Below are 21669 nucleotides of genomic sequence, written 5' to 3'. Positions count from 1 at the left end.
TCAGATCCTTTTGTTCTTTGGTGGTCCAATATTATTTTTGTTGTAGGTTGAGGTGTTATTCTGCAGCAACGCCTGCTGCTAAAAACGGTATCAGTTGGTCGACCACAGACTTGGCGTCCATCGCTTTCCCATAATCATTCTCTGCAATCTCTAGCAAGGCCTGGCTGGATGCCATAGTGAACACACAGGTTCCTAAGGTAAAATGCAGCCGCCAAAATAGCTCTTCTTGAGTCAGTTTCGGATTCGCCTTCAACACAGATTGAGTAAATAACGCTAATGTGTCTGAATAACGAGTGGTAATAAACCAACGTAGGTGCCCCTGAACATCGGTATAACCTCGGCCAATGAGCAGCATAAAACGGCTGGTCCCATTCGGTCTCACATCACTTAGATTACGCAGTGGACCACGCAACGACTCAAAAACGTCTGCCATCTGATATTCGTGGTTAAGGTTGAGCGTAATCAGCGCATCCTGCACCGCTGGCATAAAAGCCTCTAGATAACGGTTCAAAACCGCGCGAACTAACGTTTTTTTGTCGCCAAAGTGATAATTGACGGAAGCGAGGTTAACGCCGGCTTTGCTGGTAATTGTGCGCAAAGAGGTATCCTTAAAGCCATGCTCTGCAAATAAGGCTTCTGCAACATCAAGGATTTTCTCTTTGGTTGAATTTCTAGCGGACATTTCAATCACTCGTATTAAACAACTGTTTGAAAATATACATTCGAAACACAAAGACAACAAGTTATTAACATCACACTTTTAGGCATTGGTCCGACCAGAAGGTTGAGGCTTTGTGATAAGCCTCTGAAGCGTCTCGAATAAAAAATTTAAATTTTTTTTGAACTGTTTGCAGGATGCTCGGTCTGAATAAGTGTAGTTAGCAGAGCATTCGAGGGATTGGACATCCCATTAAAGTTTACAGGCCGTCAAACTTGTTTTCTTACTGAAGCTACTAATTTACGCTGCTTTTTCTTATTAACTCCTATGTTCATTTGTATCCGCCCAGAGCACCTTTGCCCTGGGCTTTTTTTATTCAGCTGGTTTAAACACCCATCGCCGACTTATCAGATAGTTACTCACCATCCCAGCCAATACTCCAGCGGCCAAAGCGATGATTGGCGCTAAACCCGCCCCGCCCAGGAGTAACCATAGCGCTTTAAACACGGCCAAGTTAGGCAATGCAGATACCGTCGCGCCAGATAGGAACTTAAGCCATTGCGTTAGATACTGTCGCTGACTATTGGCAAACGTAAAGCGCCGATTGCCATACCAAGTGACGGTCGCTGCACAAAAGAAAGCCACAACGCGAGCCGCAAATGGATCAATCCCAACCAGATAGAAGCAAAGAGAGAAAACTGCGGCATCAACAACAAAGCCAACGCTCCCAACACAAGCAAACCGGACTATGGCGTGATTCATGTTTGCTCACCACAGCGATAGAGAGAACGACGACTCTTCGCAGTAAACTCTATGATACAGTTCAGTTGTTTCTCTCGAACCAGCTTATCGACTGCGGCTTGCTCACCGATGAGTTGAACCTGCTGCAAACTATCGAGTAACGACTCATTTTCAAGCAATTTGGCCTTTCCCGCGCTGTAAAACTGACCAGAGAAAGGACGCGCACCGACGTAATAGGTCGCGATGCTGGGGTCGGCCAGTGACAAGATAACCTTGTCACTGCGTTTATCACCAATATCGAAATGGACAACGCCCACGGCGACAATCAGTAACGTCGGTACTACACATGCTGTCAGTTTAAACCAGCTTTTCTCCTCTTTTACATCGGATATCAATAGGGTGATTAAAAGGCCAATTGCGGGCACTCCCGGCAGAACATAGGCCGGTAAGATATTGCCTGAAAAAGTAAACAAGATAAGCGGTGACAAAAGCCAGAGTAGAAGAAAGCTCACCAAGCCTAATGGATGCTGCCCCCCACGGCTAAGCGCCTTTCTTTTTTTCCACATCAATATCGGCAATACCAACGACCAAGGAGCTGCGGAGTAAATCCAGAACAGCCAGATAGTGCCTCTCACCTCATGGTGAGCGCTGCCATACAAGTCCCCTTGCCAGCCACTGACCAGAAAGCGCTTAACGTGTTCGCCGATAATAAAGTAATCAAGAAAGCCTGGGGTTGCTCGTTCAGCTAACACATACCAAGGCAGCGCAATCGTCAGCATTAACACGCTGCCTTTCACTAACGGGAAGCGCTGCCACAATACCTTAAACCCATTAACTAACCCATGCTGCAGAATTACCCACGGTACAACCGCCAGCCCCATCAAAACGAGAACTAAAGGCCCTTTGGCAAGCAGACCAATGGCTAGACCAACAAAGCCCGCATAGCCCCAGTGCCGAGTCGAACGAGCTTGTTGATGGCTCAACCAATGTAGATAAAAACCCAACATTGCCAGCGTAAGACCCAGAGTGAGCGCCATATCTGTCATTACGGCGCCCGCCGCTATTGAGAAAATGCCACAGGTCGCCAACACCACAGCAGTGACTAAGCCACTGTAACCTAGGCGTTTAGCAAACATCGCCATCATCACAATCACAACTAACGCCGCCATCCAATGAGGAAAACGAACCGCAAACTCACTCACTCCAAAGCTCTCGATACCGACTGCGCTCATCCAAGTAAACAGCGGCGGCTTGCCCCAAAATGGCACACCGTAATCAAACTGTGGGGTTATCCAGTTACCCGTCTCGGTCATAAGACGAGCCATCTCTCCATACCTGGCTTCAGTCGTGTCCATGAGTGGGTAGGCGCCTAAGGTTACTAATCGAATAAACAGGGCGGCACCTAAAATTGCCCATAAATGCACTCGGTTAACTCTCACACTCGTCTCTCCACTGTCTGGTGTAACGGCAGGCTTTGCTTCTCTGTCACCGACTGAACCAAATAGAGCGGTCTCTGCTTGGTTTCAATAAAGATGCGGCCAATATATTCGCCAAGAATTCCGATACTGAGTAGCTGAACACCACCGAGTGCGAGTTGCGCCACCATCATTGACGGGTAACCGGTGACAGGATCACCAAATATCAGCGTTTTCACCACGATCATCATGCCGTAGAGAAATGCGCCAGTCGCAATCAAACAGCCAAGTACCGTCGCCAGTCGTAAAGGGCGAATAGAGAACGACGTAATGCCATCAATCGCTAACCCCATCAGCTTGAAGTAATTCCACTTCGTTTCCCCACAGAATCGAGCATCACGTTGAAACTGTACCGTGACTTGCTTGAACCCTGGCCAAGCGAAGATACCTTTCATATAACGATTGCGCTCAGGAAGGCGGTTGATATGGTCGACGACCTCTCGAGACAACAGGCGAAAATCACCAACATTCTCTGGAATCGGTGACTTCACCATTACATTGAGTAACCGATAAAAGGCCGCAGCGGATTTGCGCTTAAACCAAGTTTCGCCTAGTCGCTCAGAACGCTGCATGTTAACCACATCGAAACCCTCACGCCATTTGGCGAGCATTTGAGGAATGAGTTCGGGCGGATCTTGTAGGTCAGCATCAATCACGATCACGGCTAAGCCGCTACTATGCTCTAGCCCTGCACTCATCGCCGCCTCTTTGCCGAAATTACGACTCAATGCGATGCTTATGATCGCTGAAGAATGACTCGTAAATGACTCGACCAAAGCGAGACTGTGGTCACTACTGCCATCGTCAACATAGATGATTTCACTGCTGTCCGGTAATTGTTCAAGCACAGCGGTGAGTCTTGAATGAAGCTCAGCAAGGACGTCCTGCTCGTTAAAGTAAGGAACGACTACGCTAAGTGTGACTGGTGGTTTAGTATGGTTTCGCACTGAAGTTACAATACCCATATTGCCCCCTATAGAATTAACAGTCCTTATTGCTCAGCTTTTGACAGCTGCGCCTTGAGAGGTCAATCTAACAGTGAGGATGTGAAAAGCTTGTTATTCACGCTTTTTTCACACGTCGCTTGAGATCATAAGCACCCGGGACAAGAGAGAGTGTTATGAACAGAGTTTTACTGGTTGAAGACAATCGCGAAGTCGCGGGAATACTGTTTGATTACTTCGAGTCTGAAGGAATGGAGCTGGATTATGCCGACAACGGCGAACTCGGACTGCAACTGGCGCTGGCCGGTAACTTCGACCTCATCCTGCTCGACTTAATGCTACCCCGTATGGATGGGCTAACGGTGTGCAATAAGCTACGAGAAGCGGGTAACAGCACGCCTATTTTGATGCTCACCGCCTTGGACAATCGCGAAGACATGCTGCGCGGATTCGAACATGGGGCCGATGATTACTTAACCAAGCCGTTCGACCTAGAGATTTTAGAAGCGCGCATTATGGCACTGATCAAACGCTATCGCGGCCAGGTCGCTAGCTCCACTCTTAGCTTCGGTAGCCTTAGCATTGATCAAAAAACTCGCCAAGCTTATCGCCAGAATCGGCGACTGGCCCTCAACCCCACTACCTACACCATATTAGAATTGCTTTGTAAACGCGCCCCAGAAGTGGTGACCCGACGCGATATTTCAGAAATGCTCTGGCAAGAGAGCGAGCCCAATAACGACGTATTGAGAAGCCATATTTATCAACTAAGAAACCAACTCGACAAACCGTTTGCGACGCCAATGCTAACCACCATTCCTAAAATTGGTTTTCGCTTAGAGGATGTTGAATGATCAACGATTCCCTTTCGACGACCCGAACGCTTACTGGGCGGCTGGCCATCTTTTTTACTGCCATGTCCTGCGTGATCGGCATCGTGATGTTTGGTATTTTCTATTTCGCTTTACAATGGTCAGAAGACCGGGTCGGTGAAAGACGAATATTGATCGATCGTGATAGCGCAGTAGAACGATTCCTATCGGGTGAGCAGGGGCAAATACGTTTAGATTCATTAACCGTGGCCTACAACGATCTGCAACTCGTTCCGTCTCAGTTCCGCCACTATATCCAAGACTACCCGACTTATCTCGGCGAAGTCGCCACCGCTTTATCACCGGGTGGACATATGTTGTACAAAGGTCACTACGTGGACAATGGAACGCGAAAAACCATCGTCCTGTTGTCTCTTGTTGACCAAGTCGAGTTTGGCAACGAAGAGACTCTTTACTCGGGCCTGATCGTAATAGTGTTTGTTTCACTGCTGATGTTTACCTTTGGCACCCTACTCTTTCGCCTTTCAAAACGTTTGATCGAACCCGTCAACGACATTACCAGACAACTGAATGAGCACCTAAGCGGTGATACCTTCACCACCTTCACTATGGATCATCAAGCAGCCGATGAGTTTCAGTTACTCACTCGGCACCTCAATCAATACCGCGAAGAGCTCCAACTTGCGATCAAGCGAGAACAAGCGTTTGCTCGCTATGCCAGTCATGAGCTAAGAACACCACTGACCGTTGTCAAAGGTGCCAATAAACTGCTGAGCCGCAAAGAACACTCATCGTTCCAGCACCGACAAATCAGGCGTATAGAAGATGCCACGACAGACATGGCAACCATGATCGATGCCCTGCTCTCCATCGTCCGATATGAACGGAACGTGTCCGACGCACCACTGCGCACCGTTGATCCCAACGAGTTTGAGTCGATAGTCGCCGCCAATAGCGCTTATGCCAATGACAAATCACTTCAGATCGACATCGATATCAAGGATTGCCCGCAGCTTAGGGCGACTCCAGCCGTACTCAACATGGTATTGGGTAATCTTATCCGCAACGCAATTGCCGCATGCGAGCAAGGAGTATTAACGATAAAGGTTAGTGCAACAAAAATTGAAGTGATTGATGACGGTGTCGGATTATCAGAGACTCCCGATAGCGACGGACACGGACTGGGACTACTGATTGTCAGGGATTTGTGTCGCCGCTATCAGTGGCAATTTGAACTCAGCAACCACCCAACTCGCGGTTGTGTCGCCTCGATAAAATTTTGATCTAAATTGATACACCCCCATCGCGATCCGTTAAGATAGGCGGCCGTGTGATTAACTAGCGCAATCAATGAAGCTCGCCAATACTCCTATCACCCAACACCAGTTTGCCGACATCCCGTTCTATCTCAAACGTGATGACCAAATCCACTGCCATTTTAGTGGCAATAAGGCGCGTAAGTTTATGGCGCTATTGGAGCAGGAATTTCCGGATATCCGCACCTTGATTGGCTATGGTAGTGCGCAGGCCAACTCGCTCTTTTCGCTCGCCTCTTTGGCGTCAATTAAAGGTTGGCAGTTTGAGTTTTATGTCGATCATCTCCCTCAATGGTTAATCGACAAGCCGATTGGCAACTACCGCGGCGCACTTGAATTGGGAGCCAAGGTCATATCGACATCCGATCATCAAATTCACCCAAGTGATTACATTAAACACGTACGCCAACCAGACAGTCGCTGTTTAGTAGTGCCAGAAGGAGGACGCTCGAGTATGGCTCGTGTCGGAATCGAGCAACTGGCCAGAGAAATTCTCTCCTGGACCCGCTTTGAGCCTCACAAAGAGTTTGTTGTTGCACTGCCTGCTGGCACAGGGACAACCTCACTCTATCTACACAAATACCTCAAGCCGCATTCCATTCGAGTTATCACTTGCCCATGCGTTGGCGGAAAAGAGTATTTGATCAAACAGTTCCAACAACTTGGTGAAGACGATTTTCCCGAGATTCTCGAGCTTGATTACAAACACCATTTTGGCAAGTTGTATCACCAAGACTACCGTATTTGGCAACAGCTACTGGCAGAGACGCATGTAGAATTTGATCTACTCTACGACCCAATGATGTGGCAATGTCTACAATCATGGTATAGAGAAAACCAAGATAAAACGATCATCTACGTCCATCAAGGCGGCATACTTGGAAACGAAAGTATGCTCCCCCGCTATGAGCGAAAATATGGACCAAGGTTTGGAGAGAAAAAGTGAGACCATGGTATATCGGGTTACTGAGTTTTATGCTGTGTCCAGCACTGGCCAACACCCTGACGGCCGCGCCTAAAGCAGTCATCGGGATTAACGCCAATCAGGCCACAAAACGGGTTTGTTACTACCAAGATCAAGCCTATTCCGATGGCGCAATTATTCAGGTTGGGAAGCACTACATGATCTGCTCCGCAGCCAACCGTTTTGAGACCCATGGTGCGCTGAAGTGGAACCCGCTAGACGAGCAAACCACTCGCGAGGCTGAAGATAAAACCGAGACCAAAGCAGTAAAACGCTACTCAACCAACTAAGTGTATTCAAAGGACTTCTCTTGATTTCACCCATTGCCGTTCGCCTGACCAAAGGCGACGATTTAAAGCTCGCCCTACATCAACTGGTCTCCCAGCACCAGATTAATGCCGGAAGCATCGCTTCCTGTGTTGGCTGTTTTAGTCAACTCAAACTCAGATTAGCAGGTGCACGTGAAACACTGCAGCTCAATGAGCCGCTAGAGATTGTTTCGGTGATGGGCACTCTAACACCAGACCACCAGCACGTACATCTCTCTGTCTCACGTGCCGACGGTTCTGTAATTGGCGGACACCTGATGGAAGGGTGCCTGATTGATACCACCGCCGAACTGATTCTTCATGCTTATTCAAACCTGGTTTTTTCCCGTCAACACGATATCAGTACTGGGTTTACTGAATTGGTCATTGACCCAGCCCAATCAAACCAGATAGACCGCTCGGCCAGGGGGTGACTTAATCACAGTAGTGATACGTTGGCCAAATGGGGAGCACCGCTTCACGCTCAGCTCACCCACTCCCCGTTTTGGTATTGTTCGATACCATCGTGACCAAAGCGGCTTAGATAGAGCCATCGGTTATCGACTAAGTTCTTCACCACTGGATGCGCGTCAATCACAGCTTGAATAGACGCTCTCGGCGCATCAATAACCACCGTCAACCTCAAAGGCTGATGACGCCACTTCTGACCGTCATGCACCGATTGAATCGCTAAGCCACTGCGCAAGTCACCACCGTTACCTTCAAATAGGCCAATGCCTCCCCCCACGACGTTGTGCAAGGTTTTATTGCCACTGCCATATCTATAGTTATCCACCGTTGACGCGAAATATTGCATGTTAATCCAATGCGTTACCAACATCGGTGCGGTCATGATCTTTTCCAGCACCTCGCCTGTTACGTCTTGGCTTGGGGAGTATTCGTGCATAAATACTCTGCCTTGTAAATTAACGCCTCGACTACGCCAGCGCGGAGCAATAATAAACGCTGCATTGTTGGCGAGCCCCCATTCAGGACGAGTTTGTGACCAATCTTGAGCTCGTTTGGCAAATGCTTGTGCCAACTGATTATCAGTTGAATAGTTAACCTGGATACCCATCCCAGTGGCTCGTTCGCGACGGGCGCCGACACTAGCCTGATTTAGCTTGTTACGCAGATTCTTGATATCCGATTGATGAGAAGCAGGCACCGCTGCTACATCAAGCAGTTCGACATTCTCAGTCGTGGTATTGTGTAACCCGGCGACAAACCATGTTTCACTCGATACTTCAACGCCTATCTTGGTAAGCTGCTGCCTGACTTGAGGATCATTCAACAGCGCCGCGGCGGCTCTCGCGTTCACTTCACCACTTTGACCACAACACGCTCCGCAATCCAGACCTGCTCGTTGTGGGTTGTTCTCGGTTTGCGCGCCGTGGCCAATCAAGGCAACCAAGCGCGACTGTTGCTGAGCCATACCCATTCCGGTAAGAATGTCTTTGGCCAGTTGTGTACGCTGTTCAAGCGTTACCTCTGCTGACAATTTGGGAGTAGAACAAGACGTTGCGCGTGAGACTTCACTCTTTGGGCCGCTCGGTTCAAAGCGTAACGGCAGCGCCCGCTTCACCAGTTGAGATAAATAACCAAGCCCAGTTGACTCCACCAAAGTAAACGCCGCACTCGGCTGACGATGAAACGGTTGCCAAGCTTGCTGTTTTCTTAACTGTGCACGGCGGCGTTTGACCAACTCCGTTTGCTGCTCTTTAGTATCGCAACACTCAGAGACGCTAAATTGTGGCGCAAGCAATCCTGGTAATTGAGGCCGATGAACATCAGTTCCCGTTGGATTATAACTGACTGGCATGCCAAAAAAGCCAGCGAACCCAAGCGTTGCAATGTGATCCGAGCTCGCCTCTAGGTGGCGACGAATGACTTCTGAACGCACATCAATACAAAACGCAACCTGCGCCTCTACCTGCGGTTGACCCGCTTGAGTGGTTTGGCGCTGCTGCAGAGCATCAAACAATTGCGTTTGATAGCCAATTTCATCAGCGCGCTGCCAGACCTGCAACTTCTGCGTTCGATTTCCCCTTGCATAGTGATGTTGCCATTGACGTTGCCAAATGACATTTAAGGGACACTTGGGATCAAGAATCAACCACTCCCAGCAAAGTCTAATCGCCAACAAATCTTGTAAGTAACCCGTTGATTGCTTATCAAAATTAGCCTGCCAGTTAAGATACGCGCACCAAGACGCCCAGCCATTCATTCTCAGTAAGCAAGCCTCTAAATAGCGCTCATAATCGCGCTCGCTTAGAGATAGCTTGCCAAGCGCCCACTCTATCGCCGCAAAACTCTCGTCCGGTAGTAGCTTGGCTCGGCGGTTGATATGTTTAGATTTCATTAGCAGTGCAACGCTGTAATCACGCTCCATCGCCGAGCGCCAACTCGCGTAAAGGCCTTGGCGGTTGTCGGCATTCCAATCGGATAACCCTTGATCGAAATAAGCGGCACAAAACTGGGAGATTTGCGTGGTAATCGTGTCGCACCACGCTGGCTGGTGAGACAAATCCCGCTGGCTATCCAAGGCATCACAATGGAGTGGTGCAGACGTCAACGCGGTCTCAGTGGCTGATAGGCAGTCTACCAACTCTTTCTGGCTGAAATAAGCGCCGTACTCTTGATTCGCTTGTTGCAAGTCCTGCTCAGTGATCTCACCGCGCTGCCAACGCGCTAAATAGAACTCCCCGTTCATACTCATTGGCGAGCCCGCTTGCTTCTCTAACGCAGCCGCGACTTGTGCAAACGGTTGATTGATTCGGTGCCAATAAGGGCTCACCGCGATCATTTGATCGAGTGGCCAGTTAGGGGTGATGCGCTGGCAGACTTGCTTGACCACACCGCTCAAGTCGATGGTGGTTGAGGTTTCAACATTCATATTAGATCTCCCACTGACGACTTTGGTTTACTACCCGAGTTTGGCCCTCGCTGAGGCTAAAACGGGCCGGCCAATATTTAAAGGTTAAACGAGTAAAGGTTTCATCGAGGAAAAAGCCGTGATAAGCCCAGTTATACAACCTCGCAATCAGAGAGTGATGCCCAAACAAACAGACGACACCTTGGATAAGGTAAAGCGTCAAAAACACGCTTATAACCCAGCCTGTTGCCACAGAGCTCTCGACGGGTTGCGCGCTCACCACTTGTGCAAAAAGCAAATGAAAGAGTAAATACGCTTGAGTCAATAGTGTCACTCGCACGCTAGACACCAGCGCCACCTGCCAACTGGACACCGACCACAATAAGGGTGCGAAACCAAACGTCAAAATCACGATGACCACTAAAGGGAGTTCAACCCCCGCAGCCGCCCATTGCCAGCCCGCCAAACAGGTCAGAATGATGGCTGCTGAGACAATCGGCGCGAGCAATAACACTCGCGTGGAAGCGATGCGAAAGCGACCTTGAAGCTGCTCATGATAGTTGTGCCGTACCGCGTGCCCCGAGCTCAAAAACGCGTGCGCTTTGTAGAGTGAGTGCGCCACTAAATGAAGCAGAGCGAGTTCATAAAGGCCTAGTCCAATCTCCATCAACATGAACCCCATTTGGGCGCAGGTCGACCAAGCCAAACGTACTTTGATACTGATGCGCGTCATCATCACTAACCCCGCCAGAAAAGCGGTTAAGCTCCCGACGATAATCAATAGCCACTGAGCCAAACTCGCAGCGCCCACCAAGTCAGCGACGCGAATCAGGACAAAGCCACCCATGTTCACCACGCCTGCGTGCAACAGTGCAGAGACCGGCGTCGGCGCTTCCATCACTTGGATTAACCAACCGTGTAGTGGTAGCTGCGCGGTTTTTAAAACGGCAGCAATCGCCAGCAGCACAGTGGCCAAGTTAAGCGGTATTGTGGCACCTTGATTCGCGAGATGCTGATGAATCACATCCAACTGCCAACTGCCCACGATTTGGTAAACCAGCACCATGGCGACAATCAGGCACAAGTCAGCCAAACGGCTCACAATAAATTTTTTATGTGCGACTAACTGAGCGGATGTACGCTGAGGATAAAAGGTCAGTAAGGTATGCATGCCGATACTGGTCGCTGACCAAGCGACGGCGATAAGCAGAAGGTTTTGGCTGGTCACTAACGTCGCCACACACGCTAGGGTAAACAACGTCGCTCTCACAAAACGCCGTTGCCCTGGCTCCCCTTCTAGGTAATTGGCAGAAAAGCGCACAACGACCCAGCTAAGCAGCGAAACCAGCAACGCCATAATTAAACCAAGTGAATCGCCACTGCGTTCATTGACTAAGTAACGGTACAACTCGTTCAAAATATTCACGCTAGAAACCAGCAATGCCAATATGGTAGACCACTTTGCGATACGCCATGTATCGATTCTTGGTAACCAAGAAAGGGCCGCTGCCACTGAAAAAATGGCGGGTAAAAACCCAAAAGTAAACAGGTCTGACACCTTACCTTCCTCCTCACAAGGATGTGATTATTATGAAGAGCATTTTGCTGGCGAGTGATACATAATGTAAAATAGATAATTATTCACAAACCGTTCTATAAAACAGAACAATGAAAATACGCTCACTCAACTTTCACCATTTACGTTACTTTTGGACTGTTGCCAAAGAGGGGCATTTAACCCGTTCAGCACAGCGGCTCAACGTGTCTCAATCTGCGCTGTCAGCGCAGATACGCCAACTGGAAGAGCAACTTGGTCATGCCTTGTTTATCAGGCAGGGACGCAGTTTACAACTGACTGAGACCGGGTATTTGGTGTTGGAGTACGCCGATAGCATCTTTAACCTCAGTGGTGAACTGCTGTCGATCCTGGAGAGTGGTGAAATGGCACGAGTGCAGCAACTTCGTATCGGCGCGGTCGCGACCTTATCGCGTAACTTCCAAGAAAATTTCCTCCGTCCGGTACTTGGTCAAGATAACATTCGTCTTATCCTGCACTCCTCTAGCCAAGAGGATCTGCTTGAGCAGCTACAAATGCACAAATTGGATCTCGTTCTTTCAAATCAGCCTGTGGCAAGTGACTCCGCCAAACCGTGGCGATGTCGCTTAATTGCCCAACAGCAGGTGTGTTTGGTGGGGCCGAATAATCCTACCTTGCAAGCGCTGTCTTTGCCGCAACAGTTAGATCAAGTCAACCTGCTAGTGCCAGGACCAAGCAGCGATATCCGTTTGCAGTTCGACCTATTTTGTGAACAGCATGGCATCACACTCACCCCGTATGCCGAGGTCGATGATATGGCGATGTTGCGTCTTCTGGCGCGAGATGTAGAAGGCTTGGCGGTGGTGCCCGAAGTCGTGGTTCAAGACGAGATAGAGTCAGGTTTGCTCAAAAACTACTTGAGTTTAGAGTCGGTCAGCGAATGCTTTTACGCCATCACAACGAAAAGGCACTTTAACATGTCGGTCATCAATAATTTATTGAATGGCATGGCGCCCGAATAACCGACAAATGGCCCAAAAAACAAGAGCCATCGTGCGATGGCTCTATCAGTGGTTTGTTAGACGACTTTAAACTTTCCTACCAGTTGCGATAAATCAACCGAGGTTTCGCGCAGCGATTCACAGGTCGTATGGGTGTGACTCGCATTATCATTGAGCAAACGCACCATTTCTTGAATCGTTGACATATTGGTGCTCACCTCTCCGGTCACTTGACTTTGCTGCATGGCTGAAGTCGCAATAAGCGTGTTGAGATCGTTAATCTCCACCACCGACTCTGTCACGTGGTTCAGTGAATCCATCACTTGAATTGTACTCGATGCGGTCTGCTCACAGCTAGAGCGAGTGGTCTCCATCTCGTTAACGACACTGTCAGTTGTCGAACGAAGCTTCGCCAACATTTCGTTAATTTGAGATGTGCTGTCTTGGGTGCGAGCGGCCAATGCGCGCACTTCGTCGGCGACCACCGCAAAGCCTCGACCTTGATCCCCAGCACGAGCCGCTTCTATCGCTGCATTGAGCGCCAGCAAGTTAGTCTGCTCTGCAATCTCACCGATCACTTGAAGCACGCTGCTAATTTGATGCGTATCGGCACTCATAGTGCCAATCGCACTCGACATCGCAGAGACTTGCTCGACTAATGCATTGACATTATCCACCGCCGTCATCACCGTTTGTTTCGACTGCTCAGCAAATTGGTTGGTTTGTTCGGTCAACTTAGCCGCGTTGTCCGCGCTGTCAGAGATTGAGCCTGCCGTAGCGCTCATCTCCTCGATAGCGGTGATCGCCTGCTCGGTTTCACGAGTATGTTGATCAAGCGTCGACACATTTGAAGCAGATTGCTGCGTGATATCATGAACCGCACTGTCAATTTCTTGAGCCGAGTGAGAAACATCAACAAACATGTGTTGCAACTTTTCAATAAACTGATTGATCGACTGCGATATCACACCGATCTCATCTTGTCTTTCAACCACCAATCTCTGGGTTAAATCGCCACTCCCTTGTGACAAATCCGCGACCACCGTCTGCAAACGTAACAATGGTTTAAACGAGTAATTGATCAACACCACACTGACCACGATAATTATCACCGCACAAACCAGCAGGGCTAACGTGATCAGGCCATTGAGTTTATTGGTGTTACTCTGGATGCTATCTAAGTCGATGTACCCAACCAGTTTCCAAGAATGATTAGCAAATTCGACAGAACGCTCAATCGGCGTTAAATTTTGTCCCTGCTTGTTACTGTATATGGTGATGTTATCGGCGATAAGCTCAACGAAACTGCCTTGCGCTGAGTACTCGGCGATCATAGGGCCAAACTGTTCAAGCGTAAGGGTGAAGAAATCGACCGACTCATCGGCGCGCTTGACCGAGAAAATCATCGCATAGCCCTCGCCCATTGGTGTCACCGGGCTCACAATCATTTCATCGCCGTGCGACTCAGCCAAATCGATAAACACTTGTGCGTCTTCATCGCTCATATTGCCACTATCGTCAAAAGCATAGCCATTCACCACTTTGATCACTTGCGCGAAACCACTGTTTTGCTTTGCTTCAGCGATATCCATCATGCTGAAGTTGAGGCTTGAAGCTAGGCCGAGTTTGTTATTTAACTCGTTCTCTATCTTTTTTTGAATTAAATCAACATTATGAGTGATGTTCTGACTATCAGCATTTTGGATATATTGGCTGATAAAGTGGTTGACGCTGAAATACGAAGTGGCAATGGTGAGCGTGATTATCGCGACAATAAGGCCGATAATCTTGTTTTTGAATGACAAATTAGCCATAACACTTTACATCCTTACAAGTGACCAAGAAACAGTACTGCATTCCGGCAATACGACGAAAGATTGTAAAGGTTAATGTGGCTAAAGTGAACCTAGTTTAATCAAAGCGCGCCCACCTCTCTCCCTTCTACGGGCTCCAACCACCGCACCCTTTGCGTCAAAATTGAGATTGTGTTGAGCTAAAGCACTTTATTGCTCTGCAACGAAATGTATACGCTTAATTTATGACGTCAGCGCTTCTGTGATTTAACAATATTGATACAGTTTGTTCGCCTTCAAGATAGAAATGTACCAAATAAGAATGAGTCAAAAATGAAACTAAGTAACCTCACGATTAAATCTAAGTTGGCTTCCATTGTGGCATTGTCTGCGATTCTTATCGTTATGGCCTGTGCTTATAATCTAATCCAACAACGCAATTCTTCGCTTCAAGAACGAGAAAACAAACTCAGCGCCCAGGTCGACGCAGTGATCAGCTTGGTTCACCACTACTATGACCAGCGCCAAACACTCGGCGACCTTGAAGCTCAGCAGCAAGCCCTCAACGCTATTCAATCACTCCGCTATGATGAGACCAACTATTTCTGGGTACTCGACCAGCAAATGAACGTCGTCCTACATCCGCTTAAACCGAATCTCAACGGTCAAAATGCCAAAGATTTTCAAGATGGTGCGGGGAAATACCATTGGCGTGAGATGGTAGCCATTTCCAACACGACCGCGCACAAAGGCTCGCTCAACTATCAATGGAAAAGCCCAGAAGGGCAACTTAAAGACAAGATATCCTATGTTGAACTGTTCCCTGAATGGAACTGGATCATAGGTACTGGCATTTTGGTGGCCGATATCCAAGAAACATTTTACGCTCTCGCCATCAAAGAGGCGATCGTGGCAATCCTGCTATCTGCCCTCTTATTTGCCATGGGTTACGCGATCTCGAACAATATTTTGATCCCGCTACGCAAGTTAATCGAGAACACACACAGAATCGCAGATGGTGATTTGCGAGTTCGTATGAACATGACTCGCAAAGACGAACTGGGTGATATGAGCCAGCAAATCGACAAGATGTTGGATAAGTTGCAATCGACACTCCGCACTGCCAATGAGTCAGCGACACAATCGAGTACAATGGCGAGCCAAATTGCCCAAGCCAGTGAAGAAGCCGCCACCAGTGTCAATTCTCAACACGCGCAACTCGAACTCCTGTCGACAGCCATGACAGAAATGAGTGCCACCATATCTGACGTAGCAACAAACGCCGAAAACACGGCAACCAGCACCAATAAAGTAGTCGATCATGCCCATCGAAACGATGAAACCATGCGCACCACCTCTCAGTCTATCGCCCATGTGTCTGACAACATTTCCGTTGCCAATGAGCTCGTACGAGATCTACAAGCTGGCGTAAACGAAATCAGTAATGTTGTCGGCGTTATTCGCGAGGTGTCTGAACAAACCAATTTACTCGCGCTCAACGCCGCGATCGAAGCCGCACGTGCTGGTGAACAAGGCCGCGGTTTCGCAGTGGTTGCCGACGAAGTGCGAAACTTAGCCAGCCGAACCCAAAGCTCCACCACAGAAGTACAGCAGACGATTGAAAAGCTCACCGAACAAGCCAACAAAACGTTTACTGCAATGCAAACCAGTAATGACCGAGTTGAGCAGAGCGTTGTGGCCTCTAATGAGACACGTAAACAGTTGGATGTCATCGTCGACGAAATGCAAAACGCCAACGATATGATCGCGCAGATTGCCGCTGCCTCTGAGCAGCAGAGCACCGTCGCCAGTGAGATGAACCAAAACGTCACAGGCATACATCTCGCCGCCAACGAAGTACTCCAAGCGTCACAGTCACTCGCCGAAGATAGCCAGTTAATGGCCAACACCGCAGAGCATCTTACCGATCAACTTAAGTACTTTAAGGTGTAACCAACACTGATTTACAGGTATAAAAAAAGACGTCCTAGGACGTCTTTTTTTTGAATGTGGCGGTGAGTGAGAGATTCGAACTCTCGATACGTTGCCGTATACACACTTTCCAGGCGTGCTCCTTCAGCCACTCGGACAACTCACCGAATCAAATTTTAGTTAGCGTAATCGGCTAACGAGGCGCTAATTTAATGATTCTATTGGTTTAGGTCAAGCCAAATGGCCAAAAAAAACCGCGCCAGCGTTGCGATTGGTCACTAACTGGCTAATTTGATCAGCAAAACACCAAATCAAGCTTGCTGATAGTAACCCGGCACTCTAAACCACTTACGGCACATATCGAGAAAATAACCGTAAAGCACACCCATTGCGCACGACACAATCGCGTTGGATGTGACGGCCGTCACAATCTGTTCAGGCTGAGCGCCGACCGTAAACAAGATCGCCGCATAAACCGGCGATTGAAATAGCACATACGCCGTCAAATCAGAAAGATTTTTCATCATATTTGACGAGGATAAACGGAAACCTTGCTTGAGTACGAAATCACGAAAAACCCCATACGGCCATGCGATCGCGATATTAACTGGAATCGACAATGTGCGCGATGCCAACGATTGTTCGAATGTCATTCCCGAAACCAATATTTCGATGACCATTCCCGAAATAAAACAAAATACCACCATCGCAAATGTATCTGCGGCAGCATGACGGATGCAAAAAGGACCACGCGACTTCATAACAAGACCAAACAAAAACCTAAAATGACAGAATATAAAAGAACCAAAAACTAGATAATAAACAAATAACCAGTTAATGAGGCTATTAAACCACACATATATCAGTTTTAGATTTCAAAGTTTTAATCAAGTAGTGAATAAAGCACCAGATCTTGTAAATAAACTAGATTAATGCACTAAAAGCCGTAACAGTCACTGCAGAGTAAACAATATGAAAGTTAATTACAGTAATCTTTTACCAGAAGAGTCAGTACATCGAGTTCTTGCTGTGGAGGGAACACGCCTTGCTTTAAGCTATGTTCAATGGTCGCGATCGTTTGCTTTAATTTCGGGGTCTCGATCGCTTCAAGCTCATGGCAGATACGCTCAAAGCAGATCATGGTATAAGGTAAATCTTTGTTCTCTATTGCCATATAGAACAGCGCTAACGGTTCTTCTAGGTTGGTGATTTGAACCGCAGCACGATACTGATAAAGCTTATCTGAATAACTCATTAGGGCATCGTCGAGCTCAATTTCATCAATGGGTTTAGAGATAATGTAATCCACTCCCGCCCCTAACATGCGTTCTCGTGTATCCTTGAACACATCCGCCGTACAACCGAAGATAAGCACATCGGCTTTTGCGCTATTTAAGTTTCTAATAGCCGCTGTCGAGTCGACGCCATCCATCACAGGCATATGGTTGTCCATGAGCACCAAATCGTAGTTATCATTGACCACCGCGTGCACGGCCAATTCACCGTTTTCAACCGTGTCACAGGCAAAGCCTTTATTGGTCATGAACGTGGTTAAAATGATTGCATTGGTTCGATTATCTTCAACAATTAGAGCTCTTAGTCCGTGGTAATCGAGCTTTTGATGCTCATTAAACTCTGTATAGGTAGGCTCACAGTGCTCCACTCTCAGTCTTACCTCGAAACTCGAGCCAATCCCTAACTCACTCGTCAGGTGAATCTCTCCCTGCATCAAATCACAAAGTTGCTGCACGATAGCGAGCCCAAGCCCTGTTCCACCAAAACGCCGAGTTGTTGAAGACTCAGCTTGTTCAAACGGTTTAAAGATTTTCTGCTGGGCCTCTTTAGCGATGCCGATGCCGGTATCTCTCACCCTGATCAACAGATACACTTGGTCATCGCGCTGTTCTTCTTTAAAGTAAACCTCGACATAACCACGCGAGGTAAACTTAACGGCATTGTTGAGTAAGTTAAACAGTATCTGGCGTAGTCGCGCCTTATCACACAGATACCATCGCTCGTTGGGCACTTCTGAGTACACCTTAAACTGCAAGCCTTTTTCGGCACACAAGGTGTAATAGACGCTATTGATACTGCCAATAATGGATTCGAGCGGAAATGGCGAGCTTTCTAGCTCCAAATGGCCTTGCTCGACCTTTGAAAAATCGAGGATCTCATTGAGCAACGTCATCATGTGCTCACCGGATTCGTACAAGGTTTTGAGGTGTTTACGCTGCTCGTCGTTTAAATCAGTTTTGAGTAGAATTTGTGCAGTTCCAAGCACGCCATTCATCGGTGTCCGTATTTCATGGGACAAGGTGGCTAAAAAAGCACTCTTGGCTTTGGTCGAAGCTTGGGCTTTCACTTTTTCACGTTCGAGATAAATGGTTTTGTGGTTGAATGAGTCGATCAGGTACTTGATTTCGTCTTGGCTTTGATAGTCGGTTGCTATAATGCCGCCCTGTTTTGAATTATCGACACTACGTGCAATTGTGATGATGGGTGAGATCAAGAATCTATCGATAAGCACGTAACCCAACATGACACAAATCAACATGATGGGAACAATGACCGCTTCAACTTTCGACACCACATCATACACTTGGTCTGACACACGTTGATTGGCATTGACCACCTCAACGCTCCAATCAAAACCACCAAACTGATGACGGCTAATATAAACATCCTCAGCTAACTGAAAATTGTATTCGGTGACTATTTCGCCATAACCATCACGCAAGATCACGCCTAGTCCATACTCTTCCGCTTGCTGTCGAACAAACATGACTAAACTTTCAAGCGAGATATCAACCGTAGCAACACCAGCAAACTCCCCTTCGACATAATAGGGTGACGAGGCAGTAATCATCTGAATATGGGTGAAAGAGTCAATATAGACCGGTGACCATGCCACGGTACCGCTCGGTTTGCCGACCACCGATAAATACCAGGACTCGTTCTCATATCCTCCTAGAGCAGGATTGTTCCATGATTGAAGCTGATCAATACGCCCATCACTGGCACGGGTAAAAAACAGGCTCGTATACGCAAGGTTAGGATCGACCGAGTATGGCGTTGGCCAGATCCCACCACTAACGGTCACCCCGTCTATCAACGAAAACAGTTGATGTAGCTGTTCTTGCTGATGGATTTGTTCATCACCATAACCGCCTATACTGACAATCGCCTTTAAAATACCGAGTGATACATTGACAGGATGCAGGATCTGTTCGGAGATTATTTCTGTTCTTAGATCGAGGTTCTGTTTTAGCTGATCACGAGTTGGGGGCTCCACCACTAGGTAGCTGATCGTTCCGATCAGCGCGACCACTAACGCCAAATAGATGGCCAGCGCAAGGATGCTTTTCCTTTTAAGTGATGAGCGTATATCCATAAATCTTTGAATTTTGTCCTTTTATAAAAAATTATAGTGAATAACTGCCCACAGCAACCTTTTTATCTCACTGTTTGGGTGTGTTACTATGCCGCCATCACAACTTTAGCTCGATATAGGATGCCTATTTTGACACTACAACAATTACTTGCTCTGCCTGAGTTGGAACAGAAACTGATCAATGAGGCAAAAACGCAGGGGTTTGTCACCGCCATGGCTGCGGCTCCGAACGTATTGCCCCCTCACGAATGGCTACCATTTCTGTGGGGCGGAGAGGAAGTCGCACCATTTAGCGATGGCGAGCAACTCGAAACTTATATTGAGCACATCGTAGCATTGTGGAACGACTACCGCCCTGCATTGCTAGAGAACCGCTGGCAATGGCCTGAAAATTGTCGACTCGACGAAGAAGAGATTGTGACACAGGAAACTCGTGACTTCTGCGAGGGTGTCTTACAAGGTTGGCAGCTAGCGCGCGACGATTGGGAAACGATCATGCCCGAAGATAGCGAAGACAACGCGCTACTTGGCGGTGTATTGCTCTCTTTAAGCATGCTTTACGACCCAGAAACGTCCATCGCAACACTGGCGGAACAGGGAGTTGAAGGCCTTGAGCAGTTCGAAGAGATCTTTAACGCCATGCCAACGATGTTATGTGGGTTAACCATGCGTGGCAGTATGTTGGCAGAGCAGGCCTAGCCCTGCGATAAAATCCGACAAAAACGCAGCTTAACGCTGCGTTTTTTATTTCACTCAACTATTGTCACAGTGCGGCGCGCCAATCTATCTGCTCAATACGTTCATCGGCTATGTAGAAAACCTTGCCACCCGGAGCAATAATGCGATCTAACTCAGGATTGAGCTCAATACCTTGTCCAATATCGACCGCAATGAGTGTGGCTTGATAGTGCCGCTTGATAAAGTCAAAAGCGGTATCGACAGAAATGGGTTCAAGCTCCGTTGGATAAATCGTTGAGTACTGAGTCATCCCTCGAGTTGACGCCAACAGCTCCTGATGGAGCGCGCTCGACCCTGGGTCTACCGCCGACTTTGCCAGCATCTCTGCACCAACAGCAGGAATACATTCGGCGTTTGGGCAATGTTGACTAAGCAGGTGGCTTAATGCTTCGTCTTTAAAATAAGCCAATAAATGAGCGGTAGGATTAACGTTGGCACAGTATAGGGCCGCTGAAAGCGTGATATCATCTTCTAAGTTATCAACCACGATACAACTGGCGCTCTCGATTGCCGCCTTCGCCATTTCTTGGCCGTCGGTATAACTGTTCACTTTGACAAAGCCTATCTCGCCCGGCATTGGGTTTTCGATATCAGAGCGGCTGCATAATACGATCGGCCGTTTACCCTCTTCTTCGTGTTGAAGCATCCGAATCAAATGGATCGTGCGCTGCCCATTCCAACCCAATAATAAAATATGATTGTCCACACCCACTCTCCGTTTTCCTAATACACCTGCTCGCCAATACTCCACCGCTCCTGAAGCCAAACGACCAATGAGAGCCGCAAATAAGGATAAACCTCCCGGAATGACAAATAGCACCACCACCCACTTACCCAATGGCGTCGTCGGCGATAAGTCCCCATACCCGACTGTCGACGCCGTTACCATCAGAAAGTAGGCAAACGTCGAGAGATCTTGGGTTAGGTCATGCTCACCACTGGCGGTTAACAGCAGCCAAGACAGACCGATGTAAAGCATCAACAAGATGGCTAAGTTTCTGTTGCTAAGGCTAAACAGGTTTGAATGAAGCCACTTTCTAAACGTTATCCAAATCGACATAGCGCCCCTTACTATAGCGTCGAATATGCAAACGATATTTAATCGTATCGACTCGGAGAAAAAAACCAGCCACATGGGCTGGTTTCAAAATCTGTGAACATGC

At 48.0% G+C, this 21669-nt stretch carries 18 protein-coding genes and 1 tRNA gene; 8 read left to right on the top strand and 11 right to left on the bottom strand.

Going from position 1 to position 21669, the window contains the following annotated elements:
- Positions 1-55: 55 nt before the first annotated feature.
- From FCU94_RS05410 to FCU94_RS05395, 4 genes are all read right to left on the bottom strand, one after another.
- The gene (locus tag FCU94_RS05410; protein ID WP_176287503.1) at positions 56-682 is read right to left on the bottom strand and encodes a TetR/AcrR family transcriptional regulator; all 627 of its coding nucleotides are present in this window, start codon (positions 680-682) and stop codon (positions 56-58) included.
- Positions 683-1030: 348 nt separating this feature from the next.
- A complete protein-coding gene (locus FCU94_RS05405) occupies positions 1031-1420 on the bottom strand; it encodes a GtrA family protein (protein WP_176287502.1) in 390 nt (129 codons plus the stop codon).
- The gene (locus tag FCU94_RS05400; RefSeq protein WP_176287501.1) at positions 1417-2838 is read right to left on the bottom strand and encodes an ArnT family glycosyltransferase; all 1422 of its coding nucleotides are present in this window, start codon (positions 2836-2838) and stop codon (positions 1417-1419) included. The genes FCU94_RS05405 and FCU94_RS05400 overlap by 4 nt, the downstream gene beginning before the upstream one ends.
- Positions 2835-3839 (bottom strand): glycosyltransferase family 2 protein, encoded by a 1005-nt coding sequence (locus tag FCU94_RS05395; protein ID WP_176287500.1) that lies wholly within the window; start codon positions 3837-3839, stop codon positions 2835-2837. The genes FCU94_RS05400 and FCU94_RS05395 overlap by 4 nt, the downstream gene beginning before the upstream one ends.
- A gap of 155 nt (positions 3840-3994) precedes the next feature.
- Between FCU94_RS05395 and FCU94_RS05390 the strand changes: the two genes are divergently transcribed.
- The 5 genes from FCU94_RS05390 (at position 3995) to FCU94_RS05370 (ending at position 7673) form a co-directional block, all read left to right on the top strand.
- Positions 3995-4672 carry a response regulator transcription factor gene (locus FCU94_RS05390; RefSeq protein WP_176287499.1) on the top strand — a complete coding sequence of 226 codons (678 nt, stop codon included), beginning with the start codon at positions 3995-3997 and terminating at the stop codon, positions 4670-4672.
- Positions 4669-5934, top strand: a complete 1266-nt coding sequence (locus FCU94_RS05385; RefSeq protein WP_176287498.1) for a sensor histidine kinase — start codon at positions 4669-4671, stop codon at positions 5932-5934. Before FCU94_RS05390 ends, FCU94_RS05385 begins: the two co-directional genes overlap by 4 nt.
- Before the next feature lie 67 nt (positions 5935-6001).
- A complete protein-coding gene (locus FCU94_RS05380; RefSeq protein ID WP_176287497.1) occupies positions 6002-6913 on the top strand; it encodes a 1-aminocyclopropane-1-carboxylate deaminase/D-cysteine desulfhydrase in 912 nt (303 codons plus the stop codon).
- The gene (locus FCU94_RS05375) at positions 6910-7221 is read left to right on the top strand and encodes a DUF1496 domain-containing protein (protein ID WP_441351735.1); all 312 of its coding nucleotides are present in this window, start codon (positions 6910-6912) and stop codon (positions 7219-7221) included. Before FCU94_RS05380 ends, FCU94_RS05375 begins: the two co-directional genes overlap by 4 nt.
- A 20-nt stretch (positions 7222-7241) precedes the next feature.
- Positions 7242-7673 carry a PPC domain-containing DNA-binding protein gene (locus FCU94_RS05370; RefSeq protein ID WP_176287496.1) on the top strand — a complete coding sequence of 144 codons (432 nt, stop codon included), beginning with the start codon at positions 7242-7244 and terminating at the stop codon, positions 7671-7673.
- 50 nt (positions 7674-7723) lie between these two features.
- Here the strand turns inward: FCU94_RS05370 and FCU94_RS05365 are convergent, their stop codons facing one another.
- Positions 7724-10135, bottom strand: coding sequence for a YbcC family protein (locus FCU94_RS05365; RefSeq protein WP_176287495.1), 2412 nt, complete (start codon positions 10133-10135; stop codon positions 7724-7726).
- Position 10136: 1 nt separating this feature from the next.
- The gene (locus tag FCU94_RS05360) at positions 10137-11672 is read right to left on the bottom strand and encodes an NADH-quinone oxidoreductase subunit L (protein ID WP_369597232.1); all 1536 of its coding nucleotides are present in this window, start codon (positions 11670-11672) and stop codon (positions 10137-10139) included.
- A gap of 116 nt (positions 11673-11788) precedes the next feature.
- Here FCU94_RS05360 and FCU94_RS05355 point away from each other — a divergent pair, with 116 nt between their 5' ends.
- Complete coding sequence (locus FCU94_RS05355) at positions 11789-12673, top strand: LysR family transcriptional regulator (protein ID WP_176287616.1); 885 nt, start codon at positions 11789-11791, stop codon at positions 12671-12673.
- A gap of 56 nt (positions 12674-12729) precedes the next feature.
- Here FCU94_RS05355 and FCU94_RS05350 read toward each other — a convergent pair whose 3' ends face one another.
- Positions 12730-14466: a methyl-accepting chemotaxis protein gene (locus FCU94_RS05350; protein WP_176287494.1), complete on the bottom strand. Its 1737-nt coding sequence runs from the start codon at positions 14464-14466 to the stop codon at positions 12730-12732.
- Between the two features lie 312 nt (positions 14467-14778).
- Between FCU94_RS05350 and FCU94_RS05345 the strand changes: the two genes are divergently transcribed.
- On the top strand, positions 14779-16398 hold the full coding sequence (locus tag FCU94_RS05345) for a methyl-accepting chemotaxis protein (RefSeq protein WP_176287493.1): 1620 nt from the start codon (positions 14779-14781) through the stop codon (positions 16396-16398).
- Between the two features lie 57 nt (positions 16399-16455).
- Here the strand turns inward: FCU94_RS05345 and FCU94_RS05340 are convergent.
- The 3 genes from FCU94_RS05340 to FCU94_RS05330 form a co-directional block, all read right to left on the bottom strand.
- A tRNA-Ser gene (locus FCU94_RS05340) sits at positions 16456-16543 on the bottom strand.
- Positions 16544-16688: 145 nt separating this feature from the next.
- Positions 16689-17138 carry an L-alanine exporter AlaE gene (locus tag FCU94_RS05335; RefSeq protein WP_176287492.1) on the bottom strand — a complete coding sequence of 150 codons (450 nt, stop codon included), beginning with the start codon at positions 17136-17138 and terminating at the stop codon, positions 16689-16691.
- A gap of 218 nt (positions 17139-17356) precedes the next feature.
- The gene (locus tag FCU94_RS05330; RefSeq protein WP_176287491.1) at positions 17357-19768 is read right to left on the bottom strand and encodes a hybrid sensor histidine kinase/response regulator; all 2412 of its coding nucleotides are present in this window, start codon (positions 19766-19768) and stop codon (positions 17357-17359) included.
- Between the two features lie 129 nt (positions 19769-19897).
- Between FCU94_RS05330 and FCU94_RS05325 the strand changes: the two genes are divergently transcribed.
- The gene (locus tag FCU94_RS05325; RefSeq protein ID WP_176287490.1) at positions 19898-20467 is read left to right on the top strand and encodes a UPF0149 family protein; all 570 of its coding nucleotides are present in this window, start codon (positions 19898-19900) and stop codon (positions 20465-20467) included.
- A gap of 64 nt (positions 20468-20531) precedes the next feature.
- Here the strand turns inward: FCU94_RS05325 and FCU94_RS05320 are convergent, their stop codons facing one another.
- Entirely contained in the window at positions 20532-21566 is a 1035-nt protein-coding gene (locus FCU94_RS05320) for a potassium channel protein (protein ID WP_176287489.1), read from the bottom strand.
- Positions 21567-21669: the final 103 nt, after the last annotated feature.

It is taken from the genome of Vibrio sp. JPW-9-11-11 (assembly GCF_013369335.1).
Lineage (GTDB): Bacteria > Pseudomonadota > Gammaproteobacteria > Enterobacterales > Vibrionaceae > Vibrio.
Note: the sequence above shows the minus strand (reverse complement) of the source record. Positions and strands in the feature narration are given on the sequence as shown.

Bases quoted from the DNA above. Each gene is read 5' to 3' on its own strand.
- FCU94_RS05410 (WP_176287503.1), bottom strand. From the start codon at position 682: ATGTCCGCTAGAAATTCAACCAAAGAGAAAATCCTTGATGTTGCAGAA.
- FCU94_RS05405 (WP_176287502.1), bottom strand. From the start codon at position 1,420: ATGAATCACGCCATAGTCCGGTTTGCTTGTGTTGGGAGCGTTGGCTTT.
- FCU94_RS05395 (WP_176287500.1), bottom strand. From the start codon at position 3,839: ATGGGTATTGTAACTTCAGTGCGAAACCATACTAAACCACCAGTCACA.
- FCU94_RS05390 (WP_176287499.1), top strand. From the start codon at position 3,995: ATGAACAGAGTTTTACTGGTTGAAGACAATCGCGAAGTCGCGGGAATA.
- FCU94_RS05385 (WP_176287498.1), top strand. From the start codon at position 4,669: ATGATCAACGATTCCCTTTCGACGACCCGAACGCTTACTGGGCGGCTG.
- FCU94_RS05380 (WP_176287497.1), top strand. From the start codon at position 6,002: ATGAAGCTCGCCAATACTCCTATCACCCAACACCAGTTTGCCGACATC.
- FCU94_RS05365 (WP_176287495.1), bottom strand. From the start codon at position 10,135: ATGAATGTTGAAACCTCAACCACCATCGACTTGAGCGGTGTGGTCAAG.
- FCU94_RS05350 (WP_176287494.1), bottom strand. From the start codon at position 14,466: ATGGCTAATTTGTCATTCAAAAACAAGATTATCGGCCTTATTGTCGCG.
- FCU94_RS05345 (WP_176287493.1), top strand. From the start codon at position 14,779: ATGAAACTAAGTAACCTCACGATTAAATCTAAGTTGGCTTCCATTGTG.
- FCU94_RS05335 (WP_176287492.1), bottom strand. From the start codon at position 17,138: ATGAAGTCGCGTGGTCCTTTTTGCATCCGTCATGCTGCCGCAGATACA.
- FCU94_RS05330 (WP_176287491.1), bottom strand. From the start codon at position 19,768: ATGGATATACGCTCATCACTTAAAAGGAAAAGCATCCTTGCGCTGGCC.
- FCU94_RS05320 (WP_176287489.1), bottom strand. From the start codon at position 21,566: ATGTCGATTTGGATAACGTTTAGAAAGTGGCTTCATTCAAACCTGTTT.